This is a genomic window from Kineococcus gypseus, from assembly GCF_050871305.1.
Classification (GTDB): Bacteria; Actinomycetota; Actinomycetes; order Actinomycetales; family Kineococcaceae; genus Kineococcus; species Kineococcus gypseus.
In genome coordinates this window covers 1-16,382 of the sequence record NZ_JBJLRD010000035.1, presented here as the reverse complement: position 1 = coordinate 16,382, position 16,382 = coordinate 1, and the positions used below count along the sequence as shown (strand labels likewise).

Annotated in this window: 16 protein-coding genes; 4 read left to right on the top strand and 12 right to left on the bottom strand. The window is 76.4% G+C overall.

The window, feature by feature from the left end; all coding sequences use genetic code 11:
* Positions 1 to 53: 53 nt before the first annotated feature.
* From ACRYMN_RS13810 to ACRYMN_RS13800, 3 genes are all read right to left on the bottom strand, one after another.
* Positions 54 to 797, bottom strand: coding sequence for an SDR family NAD(P)-dependent oxidoreductase (locus ACRYMN_RS13810; protein WP_432496099.1), 744 nt, complete (start codon positions 795 to 797; stop codon positions 54 to 56).
* Between the two features lie 186 nt (positions 798 to 983).
* Positions 984 to 2,066, bottom strand: coding sequence for a Gfo/Idh/MocA family protein (locus ACRYMN_RS13805; protein WP_432496097.1), 1,083 nt, complete (start codon positions 2,064 to 2,066; stop codon positions 984 to 986).
* Positions 2,067 to 2,175: 109 nt separating this feature from the next.
* Positions 2,176 to 2,916, bottom strand: a complete 741-nt coding sequence (locus tag ACRYMN_RS13800) for an SDR family NAD(P)-dependent oxidoreductase (RefSeq protein WP_432496094.1) — start codon at positions 2,914 to 2,916, stop codon at positions 2,176 to 2,178.
* Between the two features lie 82 nt (positions 2,917 to 2,998).
* Between ACRYMN_RS13800 and ACRYMN_RS13795 the strand changes: the two genes are divergently transcribed.
* The gene (locus ACRYMN_RS13795; RefSeq protein ID WP_432496091.1) at positions 2,999 to 3,619 is read left to right on the top strand and encodes a TetR/AcrR family transcriptional regulator; all 621 of its coding nucleotides are present in this window, start codon (positions 2,999 to 3,001) and stop codon (positions 3,617 to 3,619) included.
* A gap of 34 nt (positions 3,620 to 3,653) precedes the next feature.
* Here the strand turns inward: ACRYMN_RS13795 and ACRYMN_RS13790 are convergent, their stop codons facing one another.
* The 5 genes from ACRYMN_RS13790 to ACRYMN_RS13770 form a co-directional block, all read right to left on the bottom strand.
* Positions 3,654 to 4,679 carry an NADP-dependent oxidoreductase gene (locus ACRYMN_RS13790; protein WP_432496089.1) on the bottom strand — a complete coding sequence of 342 codons (1,026 nt, stop codon included), beginning with the start codon at positions 4,677 to 4,679 and terminating at the stop codon, positions 3,654 to 3,656.
* Positions 4,680 to 4,730: 51 nt separating this feature from the next.
* Positions 4,731 to 5,516: an SDR family NAD(P)-dependent oxidoreductase gene (locus tag ACRYMN_RS13785; protein WP_432496086.1), complete on the bottom strand. Its 786-nt coding sequence runs from the start codon at positions 5,514 to 5,516 to the stop codon at positions 4,731 to 4,733.
* A 142-nt stretch (positions 5,517 to 5,658) separates the two neighbouring features.
* Positions 5,659 to 6,135, bottom strand: coding sequence for an ester cyclase (locus ACRYMN_RS13780; protein WP_432496083.1), 477 nt, complete (start codon positions 6,133 to 6,135; stop codon positions 5,659 to 5,661).
* A gap of 123 nt (positions 6,136 to 6,258) precedes the next feature.
* On the bottom strand, positions 6,259 to 6,618 hold the full coding sequence (locus tag ACRYMN_RS13775) for a nuclear transport factor 2 family protein (protein WP_432496081.1): 360 nt from the start codon (positions 6,616 to 6,618) through the stop codon (positions 6,259 to 6,261).
* A 151-nt stretch (positions 6,619 to 6,769) separates the two neighbouring features.
* Complete coding sequence (locus tag ACRYMN_RS13770; RefSeq protein WP_432496078.1) at positions 6,770 to 7,645, bottom strand: SDR family oxidoreductase; 876 nt, start codon at positions 7,643 to 7,645, stop codon at positions 6,770 to 6,772.
* 91 nt (positions 7,646 to 7,736) lie between these two features.
* Between ACRYMN_RS13770 and ACRYMN_RS13765 the strand changes: the two genes are divergently transcribed.
* On the top strand, positions 7,737 to 8,396 hold the full coding sequence (locus tag ACRYMN_RS13765; protein WP_432496075.1) for a TetR/AcrR family transcriptional regulator: 660 nt from the start codon (positions 7,737 to 7,739) through the stop codon (positions 8,394 to 8,396).
* Positions 8,397 to 8,426: 30 nt separating this feature from the next.
* Here ACRYMN_RS13765 and ACRYMN_RS13760 read toward each other — a convergent pair whose 3' ends face one another.
* Positions 8,427 to 9,314: an alpha/beta fold hydrolase gene (locus tag ACRYMN_RS13760; protein ID WP_432496155.1), complete on the bottom strand. Its 888-nt coding sequence runs from the start codon at positions 9,312 to 9,314 to the stop codon at positions 8,427 to 8,429.
* Between the two features lie 186 nt (positions 9,315 to 9,500).
* Here ACRYMN_RS13760 and ACRYMN_RS13755 point away from each other — a divergent pair, with 186 nt between their 5' ends.
* Positions 9,501 to 11,531: an AfsR/SARP family transcriptional regulator gene (locus ACRYMN_RS13755; protein ID WP_432496072.1), complete on the top strand. Its 2,031-nt coding sequence runs from the start codon at positions 9,501 to 9,503 to the stop codon at positions 11,529 to 11,531.
* A gap of 67 nt (positions 11,532 to 11,598) precedes the next feature.
* Here ACRYMN_RS13755 and ACRYMN_RS13750 read toward each other — a convergent pair whose 3' ends face one another.
* The 3 genes from ACRYMN_RS13750 to ACRYMN_RS13740 all read right to left on the bottom strand — a co-directional run bounded on the left by ACRYMN_RS13750 (position 11,599) and on the right by ACRYMN_RS13740 (position 15,976).
* Positions 11,599 to 12,822: a hypothetical protein gene (locus tag ACRYMN_RS13750; protein ID WP_432496070.1), complete on the bottom strand. Its 1,224-nt coding sequence runs from the start codon at positions 12,820 to 12,822 to the stop codon at positions 11,599 to 11,601.
* Between the two features lie 131 nt (positions 12,823 to 12,953).
* Positions 12,954 to 13,601, bottom strand: a complete 648-nt coding sequence (locus ACRYMN_RS13745; RefSeq protein ID WP_432496068.1) for a LuxR C-terminal-related transcriptional regulator — start codon at positions 13,599 to 13,601, stop codon at positions 12,954 to 12,956.
* Complete coding sequence (locus ACRYMN_RS13740; protein WP_432496065.1) at positions 13,592 to 15,976, bottom strand: sensor histidine kinase; 2,385 nt, start codon at positions 15,974 to 15,976, stop codon at positions 13,592 to 13,594. Before ACRYMN_RS13740 ends, ACRYMN_RS13745 begins: the two co-directional genes overlap by 10 nt.
* 13 nt (positions 15,977 to 15,989) lie before the next feature.
* Here ACRYMN_RS13740 and ACRYMN_RS13735 point away from each other — a divergent pair, with 13 nt between their 5' ends.
* Positions 15,990 to 16,283, top strand: a complete 294-nt coding sequence (locus ACRYMN_RS13735; protein ID WP_432496063.1) for a hypothetical protein — start codon at positions 15,990 to 15,992, stop codon at positions 16,281 to 16,283.
* Positions 16,284 to 16,382: the final 99 nt, after the last annotated feature.

Genomic DNA, 16,382 nt, shown 5'->3' with positions numbered 1-16,382 from the left:
CGGAGCGGCCGGCCGGGCCACCGCCGCACGAGCGCCGTGCGGGGAGTGCGACCTCACACCTGGTTCTCCCCGCCGTCGACGTAGAGGTTGGCGCCGAGCACGAACGTGCTCTGGTCCGAGGCGAGGAAGGCGACCGCGGCGGCGACCTCCTCGGCGGTTCCCATGCGGCCCAGCGGGACCTTCGCCGCGAACTCGCTGCGGACCGTCTCGAGCTCCTCCGCGGACACCAGCCCCGAGAGCGCGGGGGTGTCGATGGGGCCGGGGGAGATCGCGTTCACCCGGACGCCTCGCCCCTTGAGCTCGTTGGCCCAGGTCCGGGTGTAGGAGCGCAAGGCCGCCTTCGAGGCGGCGTAGGTCCCGAACCCCTCGACCCCGTCGTCGGCGCGGACGGAGGAGTTGACGATGACGGCGGCTCCCTCGTTGAGCAGGGGCAGCGCCTTCTGCACGGTGAACAGGGTGCCCCGGAGGTTGACCCCGAGGATCTGGTCGACGTGCTCCACGGTCGTCTCCGCCAGGGTCGCGAACCCGGCTGCACCCGCGTTCGCGAACAACACGTCCAGCCCCTCGCCCCGGGCGCGGACCGCGTCGTAGAGCCGGTCCAGGTCGGCTGGATCGGCGACGTCACCCGGCACCGCGGTCGCCGCACCGATCGCGTCCGCCGCCGCCCGGAGCTCGTCCTCGCGCCGACCGGTGATGAAGACGTGCGCACCCTCGGCGGCGAGCCGTCGCGCCGCCGCCAGCCCGATCCCGCTGCTGCCGCCGGTGACCACCGCCGTCTTGCCGGTGAGCTGATCCACGCTGTTTCCTCCAGGGGTGTGGCTGTGCGCTGACGCAGCGCCGCAGCGGTGTGCGAGAAGTGGTGCTCCGGAGACGGCCGTGACGCCGTCGGCCGGCAGCGGTGCGGTGGCCGGACGCTCGTCGCCGAGGCGTCGGGCGCAGTGCTCGCGGCCCACCCGCAGCGGGAGCGGGGTGGCGGGGCCGCTTCAGAGCTCGACGCGCCGTCCGGTGGCCGACGAGCGCACGACGGCGTCGAGGAGCCCGTGACGCTGCGCGGCGTGCGCGAAGTCCGGGACGGTGCGGGCACCGCCGCGCAGCCCCTCCCCGATGCCCGCGTACGCGTGGACCAGGGTGTGGATGACGGTGCCGTCGAACCGGGGGAACGCGTCGTACCCCGCCGGCAGCGCCAGCGTCGCCGGCTCCCCGCTCCCCCGCGCGCCACGGACGGTCAGCGGCACGAGGTGGGGGTGGTCGGCGGCCGTGGCCACCAGGGTTCCCGCGGTGCCGTCGATCCGCAGCGAGAACCCGGGGCCGGAGGCGGTGCCGCCCCTCTGGTGGGCGGAGAGGACGGCTCCGCCCGGCAGCGTCCCGGAGATCGCGATCTGGTCGTCCGCCGTCACGGGCACGTACCGCCCCGTGCCGGCCAGGGGCACCCGGGGGTGGCGGACCGCCGTCGTGGCGACGACGTCGCGCAGCTCGCCGGTCACCATGAGCACCGGGTCGATGGCGTGACCGAAGGCGATCGCGAGCATCGTCGCGCCCTGCTCGCGATCGAGGGTGTACGCCATGCGCTCGGACACGGGAGAGCCCCACTCCGCGACCGTCGAGAGGACGGTCACCGACAGCACCTCGCCGACGTACCCGTCGGCGACCAGGTCGGCCAGCCACCGGAAGCGCGGCGAGGACCGGCCCTGCAGACCCACGAACGTCGGCACGCCCGACGCCGCGGTGGCCATCCGCACCGCCTCCGGGTGGTCGACGGCGAACGGCCACTCGCAGAAGACGGGCTTCCCGGCGGCGAGCGCGGGCAGGACGAGTTCGCGGTGCGCCGGGGTCTTCACCGTGACCACGACGAGCTCGACGTCCTCCGCGGCGGCCAGCTGCGCGACCGAGTCGTGCGCGGGCACCCCGAACCGCCGGGCGGCGGCCCGGGCCGAGCCCTGCGAGCTCGCCACCAGACCCCGCAGCTCGAAGCCGCCGGCGGCGGCCATCGCCGGCAGGTGCGCGCCGGCTCCCCAGCCGCCCCGGGCGCTGAGCCCGACGACACCGACGCCGATGGGGTGGTTCATGCCGGTGGTCGTCCTCTCCGGAGCTCGCGCGGGCGCGGACCCGGCTCGGGTCGCCACCGCCAGGGGCGTGAGGGGGTCCGGCGCGGGGGGCGTGGCGTGACCAGGGGGGTCACACCTGGTTCATGCCGCCGTCGACGTGGAGCTCGACGCCGTAGACGAAGCTGCTCTGCGGGGAGGCGAGGAAGGTGACGGCGGCGGCGACCTCGTCGGGGTCGGCGATGCGCTGGGCGGGCAGCCCGGCCGCGATGGCCGTCTTCACGTCCTCGGCGCGCTCGCCGAAGACCTCCTCCCACAGCGGGGTGTCCACCGGTCCCGGGGAGACGACGTTGACCCGCACGCCCCGGCTGCTGAGCTCGTTGGCCCAGGTGCGCGCGTAGGAGCGCACGGCCGCCTTGGTCGCGCCGTAGGCGCCCTGGGCGGGCGTGCCGCTGCCGGCGGCGGTGGAGGCCATGAGCACCACCGACGCGCCGCGGTTGAGCAGGGGCAGGGCCTTCTGCACGGTGAGGAAGGTTCCCTTGACGTTGACGTCGAAGAGGCGGTCGTGCGACTCCTCGGTGAGCTCCTCCAACGTGGCGAGGTGGTTGGTGCCGGCGTTGGCGAACAGCACGTCCAGGCCCTGCCCGCGCTCGCTCACGCGCTGGTAGAGGCGCTCGACGTCCGCGGCGACGCTGACGTCGCCGACCACCGCCGTGGCGTCGCCGATGTCGGCGACCGCCTTGTCCAGCTCCTCCCGGCGGCGCCCGGTGATGAAGACGTGCGCGCCCTCGGCGGCCAGCCGCTTCGCGGTGGCCAGCCCGATGCCGGCGCTGCCGCCGGTCACCACCGCGGTCTTGCCCTCGAAGTACCCCATGGGGTCCAGCTCCTCCGACGTAGATGTGTACCGATCGGTATGAAAAGACCGTAGCACGGCTCCCGCCCGGACGGGGCGGACTATGCTGACGGCCGTGGCGGTGACTCGGAAGGCGGCACCTGGGCGGCCGCGGGGGTTCGACGCCGACCAGGCTCTCGAGCAGGCCCTGCTGGTGTTCTGGGAACGGGGTTACGAGGGCGCCAGCCTGAGCGACCTGACGGCCGCCATGGGCATCACCCGCCCGAGCATGTACGCCGCCTTCGGCAACAAGGAGGACCTGTTCCGCGCCGCCCTGGAGCGCTACTCCGCAGGACCGGCGGCCTACGCGACGCGAGCCCTCGCGGAGCCCACCGCCCAGGCGGTGGCCACCGCCGTCCTGCACGGGGCGGTGGACACCACCACCGGCAGCGGCCGGCCCCAGGGGTGCCTGGGCACCCAGGGCGCCCTGGCCACGGCTCCCGCCGACCGGGCCGTCCGCGACCTGCTGGCCGCCTGGCGCAACGACGCGTGCTCCCGCCTGGCCGAGCGCTTGCGGCGGGCCCGGGACGAGGGCGACCTGCCCCCGAGCTCCGACCCGGAGCTGCTGGCCCGGTTCCTGATGACCGTCGCCAACGGGATCGCCGTCCAGGCGGCCGGCGGCACCGGGCGCGATGAGCTGCTGGCGGTCGCCGACGCCGCCCTGCGCGTCTGGCCGCCCGCCTGAAGACCGCCCGCCTGCAGGCACGGGTCCCCGGGGCTCAGCGGGCGTCGGCGCCCTCGTCGGTGGAGATCCGCGCGATCAGCTTGCCGGAGTTGGTGCCCTCGAAGAGCCTGCCCAGCGCCGCGGGGACGTTCTCCAGGCCGTCCACCACGTCGACGGCGTACTGCAGCCGGCCGGCGGCGTGCCAGTCCAGCAGGCGCGGGTAGGCCACCTCGACGAGGTCGAGGTGGTCCAGGACGATGAAGCCCTGCAGGGTGGTGCGGCGGTTGACCAGGTTGCTGAGGTTGGTGAAGACGTGCCCCTGGCCGCTCTCGTCGTACTCGCCGATCATCCCGCACGCCACGACGCGCCCGAAGTCGTTGATCTCGCCCAGGACGGCGTCGAGCACCGCCCCGCCGACGTTGTCGAAGTACACGTCCACCCCGTCGGGGCACAGCCGCCGCAGGGCGGCGACGACGTCCTCGCCCTTGTAGTCGATCGCGGCGTCGAAGCCCAGGTCCTCGGTGATCCTGCGGCACTTCTCCGGACCCCCCGCGATGCCGATGACGCGGGCGCCGGCGATCTTGGCGATCTGACCGGCCAGGCTGCCCACGGCCCCGGCGGCGGCGGAGACCACCACGGTCTGCCCCGGCTGCGGCCTGCCGATGTCCACCACGCCGTGGTAGGCGGCCAGCCCGATGTGGCTGAGCAGGCCGAAGTGCGCGGTCAGCGGCAGCCCCGGCAGCTCGGGCAGCACCGTGAGGTCCGAGCCGTCGCTGGTGGAGCGGGTCTGCCAGCCCATGAAACCCGTGACGGTGGTGCCCGGCTGCAGCGCGGGGTTGTTCGACTCCTCCACCACCCCGATGCAGACGGCGCGCATCACGTCCCCCACGACCAGCGGGGGCAGGTAGCTGCCGCGGGAGAACCACACCCGGTTGGTGGGGTCCAGCCAGGCGTACAGCACGCGGGTGCGGACCATGCCGGGGCCCAGGGGCTCCAGCGGGCTCTCGCGCCAGGTGAAGTCGCTGGGGCGCAGCGGTCCTCGCGGTTGGCGGGCGATCAACCACTGCTGGTTGACGGTCATGGCTGTTCTTCCTCTCCAGGGGTGTGCTGCTCGTGGGGGTGTGCTGCGCGGTCAGGCGATCGGTCCCAGCAGGAAACCGCCGTCGGCGGGGAACTCACCACCGGTCGTGAAGGTGGCGTCCACCGCTGCGAAGAGGACGTAGCGCCCGATCTCCTCCACGCCGGCCTGGCGGGGGATGGCGAAGGTGTCGACCGGCACCAGCTCGTCACCGGTGACGGGGTCGTGGGCCAGGGGGGTGTCGATGATGCCGGGGAAGACGCCGTTGACGCGGATGTTCTCGCGCGCCAGCTCCTTGGCCATGGTCTGCGTCATCCCGCGGACGGCCCACTTGCTGGAGGAGTACGCGATGAGGCCCGGGGCGCCGACCAGGCCGGAGATGGAGTTGACGTTGACGATCGAGCCGCCGCCGGCGCGGCGCATCGAGGGCAGCACGGCCCGCACGCCGTGCAGGGCGCCGAAGAGGTTCGTCTGCAGCACCTCCTGGAACTGCTCGGAGGTGATGGACTCGGTGGTGCCGGGGATCAGGCGTGCGGCGTTGTTGACCAGCACGGTCACCGGCCGGCCGAAGCGCTCCTCGGCGGCGGCGACGGCGCTCGCCCAGCTGCCGGGGTCGGTCACGTCCAGCGGGGTGGCGAGGACGTGCTCGTCGCCGACCTCCTCGACGAGGCCGGCGAGGGCGTCGGCCCGACGTGCCGTGGCGACGACGTCGCTGCCGGCGGCGGCGAACTGGCGCACCAGGCTCTGCCCCAGCGCACCGGCCGAACCGGTGATCACGACGGTGGTGCCCGTGAAGCGGCTGGTGCTGGTGGCGGTGGCGGTGCTCGTGGCGGTGCTCATGGTGGGTTCCTCCTCGGGGGGCGGTGGTCGTGCGCGGTGGGCCGGGCTGAGGCGCGGGGCTGAGGTGCGGGAGGTCGGACGGTGGTGAGCCGGGGGGCCGTGGACGCGGCGGCGGTGGGGTCGTCGGCGTCGGCGCCCGGCGTCACGACCGAGGTGCCAGTTCGACGCCGAGCTGACGCAGCGTCTCGAGGTTGTCGTACTGCACCCACTCCTCGGCGAGCTTGCCGTCCTCGTCGTAGCGGAACATGTTGATCAGCGACAGCGTGAACCTGCCACCGTGGGGCTGGACAGCGCCGAAGGGCGGCACCTCGAACGGCCCGTCGAAGGTGCCACCCATCTCGGTGCGACACCCCACGAGGTCTCCGGACGACACGATGTCGTACCGCTCGCAGTAGAACCCGCTGAAGGCGGAACGCATCCGGGCGAAGAAGGTCTCGAGTCCCGAGAAGTCGAGTTCGACGCCAGGACCGTGGAACCTGAAGCCCTCACTGAAGCACTCCCGCAGCACGGCCGGGTCCTCCCGGGCGATGGCGTCTCGCCCGACCTGCACGAGCGCCCTCGAGCGCTCGTCGTAGCGGGTGTCGGTGGGCTCGATGAACTGGGACATGCTCTTCCTCACGGTCGTGGACGATGGCCTCTCGAGGCTCACGGGGAGTGCTGCAGGGCTGGAGCAGGCGTACGGCCGAGGTCGGCGAGCGAGCTCGGGGCGCGGGTGGGCCGCAGCGGTGGGGCTGAGCGGCGGTCAGTCCGCCAGCAGCAGCGTGTAGAGGCTGACCATCCGCCCGTCCTGGACGTGAGCCACGTCCACGCCCCGCAGGACGGGCTGCTCGCCGGGCAGCCCGAAGTTCCAGGCCACGTAGCCCAGGTCCTGGTTGACGAGGGTCGGGCCGGCCGCGGTGAACTCCAGGCCCTCGCCCGTGTCCAGGATCTCCTGCACCTTGGCGTGCAGGGCGTCGTGCCCGACCGACACGGACCCGTCGGGGGAGTTGAAACGTCCCTCGGGCGCCCAGGTCCTGGTGATCGCCGCCCGGCGGCGATCAGCGTCCCGTTCGTTGAAGATGTCCAGCAGGTTCGCCGTCATGAGCTGCTCGATGCTCGCCACGACCGTTCCCTTCGTGTGATCCAGTGGATGTGCTTCTCCTGTGCGCCCCTCCCCCGTCCTGGAGCCGGCGCCCTCGCCGGGTCGGTGATCGTCCAGCGGTGAGCGCGGGGGGGCGGTGGTGGTGCGTCCGGAGCCGGGCCGGGGTGGGGGCTCAGACGCCGGTGGGCTCGGGGGCCGCGGACGCGGCGGCGGTGAAGTCGTCGGCGTCGGTGCTCAGGGCGATCTCGCGCTGGGCGTCCATGGCGGCCAGCCGCTGGGTCAGGGCGGCGCGGATCATGGCGTCGGCGTCCGAGCCCAGCGCCTGGCGCAGCGGGGGCTGCGGCAGTTCGGCGACGCGGATCATCGCCGCGGCCATCTTGGCGGGGTCCCCGGGCATCGCCTCGCGCGGGATGCCCTCCCCGCGCACGAACTGCGCGGCCGGGGTGCCCTCGTAGACGGCCAGCGCGGGCGCGACGTCGGCGGAGGGGCCGCCGAAGCCGGTGCGGGCCATGCCGGGCTCGATGAGCGTGGCGGTGATCCCGAAGGGGGCCACCTCCGGGGCCAGGGCCTCGATGAAGCCCTCGACGGCCCACTTGCTCGCGTGGTAGAGCGACATGCCGGGGAAGGCGAGCTGGCCGCCCATGGAGGCCACCTGCAGGATCCGCCCCCCGCCCTGGGCGCGCAGGTGCGGGACCGCCGCGCGGACCAGCGCGATGGCGCCGGTGACGTTGGTGGCCAGCTGACGCTCGACCTGCGCGTCGGTCAGCTCTTCGGCAGCGCCGAAGAGGCCGTAGCCGGCGTTGGAGACGACCACGTCGATGCGTCCGAGCGCGGAGAAGGCGGCGTCGGTGACGGCACGCACGGCGGCGCTGTCGGTGACGTCCAGCGGGGCGCGCCACAGCCGCGCGCCGTGGCGGGCGGCCAGGTCGTCCAGGCGGGCGGGGGTGCGCAGGGTGGCGGCGACGGTGTCGCCGCGCTCGAGCAGCTGCTCGGTGAGCTGCCGGCCGAAGCCGCTGGAGGTGCCGGTGATGAGCCACGTGCCGGTCATGACGTCTCCTTCAGTAACTGATCGGTTATGATGGGAAGACCGTAGCACGCAAGTTCTCCAACTGGTTAGGGAAGATAGGCAGGAGATGAATGTGACGAGCACCACATCGAAGGCGGACCCGGTCGACGAGCCCGCCGAGCTCACCGGCAAGCAGCGGCAGGCACGGGCCACCCGGGCGCGCCTGCTGTCCGCGGCGTTCGAGGAGTTCCAGCAGCACGGCCTGGCCGGCGCCCGGGTCGACCGCATCGCCGAGCGGGCGGGCTCGAACAAGCGCCTGATCTACGTGTACTTCGTCGACAAGGAGACGCTCTTCGACACCGTGCTGGAGCAGCACCTCGAAGCACTGATCGACGGCGTGCCCTTCACCGTCGAGGACCTGCCGACCTACGCCGCGGACCTGTTCGACTACCTGGACCAGCGCCCGGAGCTGCTGCGGCTGTTCACCTGGCGCACCCTGGAGCGGGGGGTCGAGTCCGCCTCCTCGGAACCCGAGCTGGCCTCCTACCGGGACAAGGTGCACGCGATCGACGCCGCGCAGCGCGCCGGCGCGCTCGCCACCGGGATGCCCGCCGCCCACGTCCTCGCGGCGATCCTGGCCCTGGTGCAGTACTGGGCGCTGGCCTCCCCCGCGCTGCACGCCGTCGAGGACGTCGGGGTGGCGCGCGGGCAGCTCGCCGGGCGACGCAGGCGCAGCGTCTACGAGGCGACGCTGCGGCTCACGCGTCCGGCAGCGCCGCACGACCTCGAGTAGCCGGTGGCCGAGCGGGGCCGGTGGGCGCGGTCAGCGGCGCGCCAGGGCACGGATCACCTCGACGACCTCCCCGGGTGCCTCCTCGGCCATGAAGTGCCCCGCGGTGGTCGTCAGGTGCTCCAGGTCCGGGGCCCACGGCCGCCACAGGGCCGCGGCGTCGAAGCCCAGCTGGGCGCCCCAGTCCTGCTGCAGCACCGTCACCGGCACCCGCAACCGGTGCCCGGCCTCCCGGGAGGCCAGGTCGTGCTCGACGTCGATGCCGGCGAGCGCGCGGTAGTCGGCCACGATCGAGTCGACGGCCTCGCGGCTGGCGCGCAGGTAGTGCTCGCGCACCCGCGGCCCGATGGCCGCGGGGTCCTTCGTCCACACGTCGAGGAAGTGGCCGAAGAAGGCGTCGGCGCTGGCGCGGATCACCGCCTCGGGCAGCCCCGGCGGCTGCGCCATCAGGTACAGGTGGAAGGCCACCGCGGCCCCCCTGCCGTGCAGGACGTCCCACGTCTCCACGGTGGGCAGCACGTCCAGGCAGGCCAGGTGGCTGACCCGCCCCGGGTGGTCCAGGGCCGCGCGGAAGGCGACGTGGGCGCCGCGGTCGTGCCCGACCACGACGAAGCGCTCCACGCCCAGGACGTCGGCGAGGGCGAGGACGTCGGCGGCCATGGTCCGCTTGGAGTACACGTCCGGCGCGGTGGCCGGCGGTTTGCTGCTGGCTCCGTAGCCGCGCAGGTCGGGGCAGACCACGAAGTGCTCGCCGGCCAGGCGCGGCGCCACGTGCCGCCACGTGTGCCGGGTCTGCGGGAAGCCGTGCAGGAGCACCACCGCGCTGGTGGGGCGGTCGGGCGCGGACGGCTCGTGGGACAGGTCCACGCGCAGGTGCACGCCGTCGGCGACCTCCACGGAGCGGGAGGTGAAGCCGTCGATGACGAGGTCGCCGGAGGGGGCGTCGGGAGCGGCGCCGGAGGGGGCGCCGGAGGGGGTGTCGTGCGGGGTCGCGGTGGTCACGCCGCGATGCTCCCCCCGCTCGATCAGCGCTCGATCAGCGCTGCTCGCGGTCCGCAGCGGCGGCTCCGGTGCCGCGGTGCCCGTGCGGCTGGGCAGGATGGGACCGTGGTGCTGCAGGTGGACGTCCTCGGCCCGCTGCGCGCCCGCCGCGACGGCGTCGAGGTGGCGCTGGGCGGTCCGCGCCAGCGCGAGCTGCTCGGGCGGCTGGCCGCCGCCCGGGGGCGCGCCGTCACGACGGCCGCGCTCGTGCGGGACCTGTGGGAGCAGCCGCCGCCCGGCGCCCGCGGCGCGCTGGCCACGGCCGTCGGCGAGCTGCGCCGCCGCCTGGAGCCCGAGCGGGCGCCGCGCACCCCGCCGCGCACCCTGCTGACCACCGGAGCGGGGTACGCCCTGCGCCTGGACGCCGGCGCCCTGGACGCCGCACGGCTGGAGGCGGCACCGACCACCGCCCCCACCGGCCCCGGCGCCGGCGACGGCGCGGACGACGCAGCACGGCTGCTGGCACGGCTGGGGGCGACGCTGGCCGACTGGCGCGGGCAGCCGTACGCGGACCTGCCCGGGCGCGAGTGGGTCCTGGCCGAGCGCGAGCACCTCGGCGAGCTGCACGCCCGGGCCACCGAGCGCTACGCCGCCGCGCTGCTGCGGCTGGACCGCTCCGCGGAGGCCGTCGGCGTGCTGGACGCCCACACCCGCTCCCGGCCCTGGCGCGAACGCGGCTGGGCCGACCTGGCGCTGGCGCTGTACCGCGAGCGCCGCCGGGGCGAGGCCCTGGCGGTGCTGCGCCGCGCCCGCGCCCTGCTGGCCGGCGAGCTCGGCCTCGACCCCGGCCCGGAGCTGGTGCAGCTCGAACGCGACGTCCTGACCCGCGCCCCCCACCTGGACCTGCCGGGCGCGCGCGAGGGCGACGACGCCCGCGTCGCCACCCGGGGAGCCGACCGGGTGGTGGTCGAGCTGCCGCCCGGCGAGAGCGGGCGCCTGCGCACCAGCGTCGACCTCGCCCGCACCCTCGCCTACGCGGGCGGGCAGAACCTCGCCGCGGCGCAGCACCGGCGGCTGGAGGCCGCCCTGGCCGCCGAGGCGAGCGGGGACGCGCTGCTGACCGCGCGCCTGCTGGGCGCCTACGACGTGCCGACCGTGTGGACCCGCAGCGACGACCCAGTCGCGGCCGCCGCCGTGGTGGCGCTGACCCGCCGCACGCTGGAGCGCCTCGGCGATCGGGCGGGCCCGGCGCTGCGGGCCCGGCTGCTGGCGGTGCTGGCCCTGGAGCACCGCGGCACCCGGGACGGCTGGGCGCTGCAGGCGGCGCTGGAGGCCGAGCGCACCGCCCGCACGCTGGGCGACCCCGTGGTGCTCCTGCTGGCGCTGGACGCCCGCTTCGTGCAGTCCTTCCAGCGCCCCGGCGCCGCCGGCGAGCGCGAGCGCATCGGCGCCGAGATCACCGAGCTCGCGCTGCGCCACGACCTGGGCGCCTTCACGGTGCTCGGGCACCTGGTGCGCCTGCAGGCGAGCGCCGCCACGGGCGCCTTCGCGGACGCCGAGCGGTACGCGCGCGCGGCGGAGGCGGCCGGCGACGCGCACGGCTCACCGGTCGCGCGCATGCTGACCGCCTGGTTCTGGGCGATGCGCACCGCGCAGACCTCCACCGCCGCGCAGGCGGCCGCGGCCTACCGGGGCGCCGACCGGGAACTGTCCCGGGTGCACATGCCCGGGGTGCGCGAGGGCCTGCTGCCGCTGGCGCTGCTGTGCCTGCGGCTGCGCCACGACCGCCCGCGCCCCTCGGGCGCCGGCGGGCGCCGGGACGGCACCGGGCGGGCGCTGCCGGACCCCGCTGCGGACGGCGGGTGGGGGCCGCACCTGCCGTGGGTGGAGCCGGTCCTCGCCCTCGACGGCGGTGACCCGCGGCGTGCGCTGCGGCTGGCCGGCGCCCTGCCCGAGCCGCCGGCGGACCACCTGCGCGAGGTGCGCTGGGCGCTGGTCGCCCACGCAGCGCTGCGGCTCGGCTCGCCCGAGCTCGCCGGGCGCGCCCACCGGGGGTTGTCGGGCAGCGCCTCGGAGCGGGCCGGCGCCGGATCGGGCCTGCTCGACCTGGGACCCGTCGGGGCGTGGCTGACCCGGCTGGAGCCGCTGCTGCGCTGAGGCGCGGTGGTGCACCGGGCCGTCACGAGCGCGCGCCGCCGCAGCCGCGTCCGCCGGGGACGCGCCCTCACGCGAGCTGCCTCCACGCCGTGCCCCCGGCGCAGAACCACAGCCGGTTGGCGCTGTCGACGTAGAGGTCCCCGGCCAGGCCGGACGCCGGGTGCGTGGGGGCGAGCCCGGGCATCAGCCGGACCTGGGCGGCCCGGCCGCGGAAGCGCCCGCCGCGGCCGGCGGTGCCCTCGGACCAGCCCACCACCGCGGCCTCGGTGGAGGCGGTGTTGGGCTGGTGGCCCCACACCCCCGCCCCGAGGCCGTCGTTGACCCCGGTGATCGCGCCCATGCCGTTGGCGGTGTTCGTGCTGGTGGCCAGCAGCGCCCGCCCGCGCCCGGCGTGGGTGACCGCGACCGCGTCGGTGGCCGACTCCGTCGACGTCGTGCTCGCCGTCAGCGCCCGCCCCAGCTCCGCGCTCGTCGACAGGCCGGTGCCCTCCCCGTCGGCGGCGGTGTCGATCCCGGTGCCGGGGATGGGTTCGCTGGTGTCGTCGCCGGTGCGCAGGAAGCCGTCGACCGTCCTGACGACCACCGCCGGGCAGCCCCGCGAGTCCGCGGTGACGGCCGGGCGACCTCCCATGGTGAACATCCCGCCCTGCGCCCCGCTGACGGTCAGCGTGGACCCGCCCCCGACGCTCAGGGAACTGCTGTAGCCGTAGGCCTCGCCGTGGTTCGACAGGTGCACCCTCACCGCGGTCGCGTCGGGGGCGTCCACGTCGACGCTGCGCCCGGTGAGCGCGGTGCCGTACCCGTCGGCCGTCTGCGCCGAGAGGCCGGAGGCGCTCAGCTGCAGCAGGTCACCGGGTTCCGCGCCCAGCTGCACGTCGACGTCGGCGGTGCTCTCCAGCACCGTCGTCGTGGAGGAGGTGTTCTCCTCCCCCAGCACGAGCGGCTGCCCGTCGGCGGCCGCGGCCGGGCGCGCGGTGGCCAGCGCCCCGGCCACGCCGGCCACCGTGGCCAGCGCCGCGGCCGGCACCGTCAGCAGACCCCGCCGCGTCGTCCCGCCGCGGTGCGCCGGCGCGCCGTCCGCGACGGCGCTCGCGGCGGGCGCGGCGCTCACGGTGCTCACGGTGCTCACGGTGCTCACGGCGGGTGCCGCCGCCCCGCGGCCCGTCGGTCGCTCGCGCTCCTCGAGCAGCCGGTGGACCTGCTGCGTCAAGCGCTCGAGCGAGTCCTCCAGCTCGGCGATGCGGCGGTCCGCGTCGTCCGCCCCCGTCGCCGGGTCCGTCTGCGCGCTCATCGTCCCTCTCCTCGCTGCCGGGTTCGGGCGCCGGTGCCGGTGCTGCGCGGCGCGGTGAGCAGCCTGCACCCGCGCCGCCCGCGCGCCATCACGGGAACCGGTGACCCGCGCGGGCTGCCGGCCGACCGCGCTCAGGTCCGCCCGAGGTGGGCCAGCACCGCGTGGACGCGGCGGTTCTGGTCCGCCCCCGCGGGGATCGCCAGCTTGGCGAACACGTGCTGCACGTGGGTGCCCACGGTGTTCAGCGACACCCGCAGCCGCTCGGCGATGCCGCGGTCCGACAGGCCCTGCGCCATCAGGGCCAGCACCTCGCGCTCGCGCCGGGAGAGGACGGCGAGCGCCCCGCTGCGCGAGCGGGCCCGCACCAGCTCCTCCACGAGCGCCGGGTCGACGACGGTGCCACCCTCGACGGCGCGCTGCACCGCCTCCAGCAGCTGCTGCGGCTGCACCAGCCGGTCCTTGAGCAGGTACGCGCGCCCGCCGGCGGGCTCGCCCAGCAGGCGCAGCGCGTACTCCACCACGACGTGCTGGGACAGCACCACGAGCGCCACCCGCGGGTCGATCGCGCGCACCTGCTCGGCCAGGCGCAGGCCCTCGTCGGTGTGGCTCGGGGGCAGGCGGATGTCCACGACGAGCACGTCGGGCGCGGCGGTGCGCACCAGGGCCGGCACCGCACCGGGGCGCTCCAGGGCGGCGAGCACCTCGTGCCCGGCGGCGACCAGCAGGGCGCGCAGCCCCTCGCGCACCAGCACGGAGTCCTCCACGACGATCACCCGCACGGCAGCTCCGCCAGCACCGCGGTACCCGCCCCGCCCGGCCCGGCGGTCACCGCGAAGCGGCCGTCGAGCGCGCCGACCCGGTCGCGCAGACCCTGCAGGCCCGCGCCGGCGGCGTCGGCGCCACCGGGTCCCTCGTCGCGCACCCGCACCCGCAGCAGGTCGCCGTCGCGGTGCACGTCCACGTGCACGCGGGCGCCCGGCGCGTGCTTGGCGGCGTTCTGCAGCGCCTCCGAGACCACGTAGTAGGCCGCCGCCTCCACCTCCAGCGGCGCACGCCCCTCCACCCGCACGTGCAGGTGCACCGGGTTGAGCGCGGTGCGCGCCAGCGCCGGCAGCGCCAGGGGCAGCCCCCCGCCGGTCAGCTCGGCCGGGCGCACCCCGTGGGCGAGCCTGCGCAGCTCGGTGATCGCCGCGCGCAGGGCCTCGTCGACCGCCTCCACCTCGTGCCAGGGCTGCCAGCCGGCGCGCCGCAGCCGCTCGCGCAGCACCGCCAGGCGCATGCCGGCGGCGATGAGGTGCTGCTGGGCGCCGTCGTGCAGGTCGCGCTCGATGCGCACCCGCTCGCGCTCGGCGGCGCTGACCAGGCGCCGGCGCGAGGCGCGCACCTCGCGCAGCCGCCGGCGCAGCCGCTCCTGCAGGTCCGCGTTGCCCAGCGCCAGCGCCGCGGCGGCGGTCACCGCCGCGACCAGCTCGGCGTGCTCGGGCCCGCGCGCGCGGTGCACCAGCCAGGCCAGGGGCGGGTCCCCCACCGCCACGCGCTCGAGGGCCGGACCTCCCCGGCGCGCGGCGCCCGGGCGCTCCGGGCGGGAGCCGCCGGCGCCCCGTGGGCCGTGCTCGTGCGGGTTGTGCTCGTGCGGGCCGTGCTCGCGCGGGCCGTGCTCGCGCGGGCCGCGGGGTGCACCGTCCACGCCGGGCCGCGCCGGGGCGCCGGCGGGCACCTGCAGGCGCACGCACGGGTCGTCCAGCACGGTGGCCAGCGCTCGCTGCAGCTGCGGGACGGCCATCCGCGAGATCGTGGGCAGCAGGTCGGTCACCGCCGCGAACGCCAGCCGCTGCCGCATCAGACCGGCCACGATCGCCACCGGCAGCACCAGGGACAGCACCCACCCGCCGGTGTACTGCGTGACCAGCGCGGCGGTGCTGCCGCCGGCGGAGGGCAGCAGCGCCAGCCCGACGGCGGGCGCGCCGAGGGCGGCGGCGGCCGCGGTCGTCCAGCGGTGCCGGTACGGGGGTGCCAGCCGCCGCAGGCACCGCGCACCGGTGAGGACCGCGAGGACCCCCAGGGCGGCGTGGGCCCCGCCGACGGGCACCGGCTCGCCCCCCCGCACCGCGGTGGGCTGCGGGGAGCACCCGGCCGCGCACGCCCCCGCGGCGGCGCCGGATGGGCCGAGCAGCACCGCGGTGGCCGCCGCACCGGCCACCACGACCGCGGCACCCACCACCCAGCGGTCGACACCCGGCTCGAGCCGTCCGGACGGGTAGCCCAGCAGCACCCACGCCGCGGCGGGGAACTGCCCCCACCAGGCGAGCGGAGCCGCGTGCAGCGCGAGCGCCAGACCGGGCGTCCCGGGCGGCAGCTGCAGGCCGCCGGGGGCCGAGACGAGGACCGCTGCGCCGAGCACCAGCATCGCCGGTCCCTCGCGGCTGCGCGGGCGCCACGACCACAGCACCGCGCCGGCGGTGAGCCACGGCACCGGCAGCAGCACGTCGGAGAGGACCAGCGCCGCCGGGGCCCGTCCGTGGCGCAGCCCCAGCCAGAGCAGCGACGCGCAGGCCGCGGCGGCGGTGAGCGCGCCCGAGACCAGCAGGACGAAGCGTGCCGCTCCACGCATGAGCGCATGGTCGCAGTCCCCTCGCCCACCGTCACGGAAACCCGCGATGCCGGCAGGTGCGCAGCGCTCCCACCATGGGGCCGGGCAGCAGGACCGGCGCGTCGGGACCGGCGCTCCGGGAGCAGCACGAGGCAGGGAGCCGGACATGGGCCTGCAGGGTCGTCCCCGCACCGCCGCGCCGCGGGGGGCGGTGCGCAGCAGGCGCAGCTCGCTCACCGCGGCGGGCGCCGCCGCCGCCCTCGCCGGCGCCCTCCTCACCGGCGCGTGGGCGGGCTCCGGCGCCACCGCGGCCGGTGGCGCCGCCGCGGCCGCCCCCCGCCCCGGGCGACCGCCGGCGACGCGGATCCCCACGCCGACACCCACCACGACACCCACGCCGACACCCACCACGACACCCACCACGACGCCCACCACGACGCCCACCACGACGCCGACGCCGACGCCCACGCCGACGCCGACGCCGACCACCACCACGCCGACGCCCACCGCGAGCCCCACGATCTGCTCGGCGGTGCCGTTCGAGGGGGCGTCGTACTGCGCCACGACCATCTCCGCCGTGCGGTCCGAGACCTCCGGGGCGGGACGTCGCGTCGTGCTGCGCGGTGTCAGCGTCACGCAGGTCACCGCCGGCGCCGTCACCGTCGCGGCGCTGGAGCAGCCGGTGTGCCCACCGGGCCTGTACTGCGGAGCGGGCCTGCTGGTGGCCGAGCTCACCGTCGCCTGGAGCGGTGCGGGGCGCCCGGCGGCCGGCGGCGTGGTCGACCTCTTCGGCACGACGGTGCCGGGCTCGCTCGCGCCGGTGGGCCACCGGCCCTCCGACGAGTGCCACGTCGACACCGGCTGGTGCTGAGGCGCGGCCGGGGGGGGGGGGGGGGGGGGGGGGGGGGGGGGGGGGGGGGGGGGGGGGGGGGCGGGGGGGCGCGGGGGCCGGCGGGGCCCCGCCCCCGCC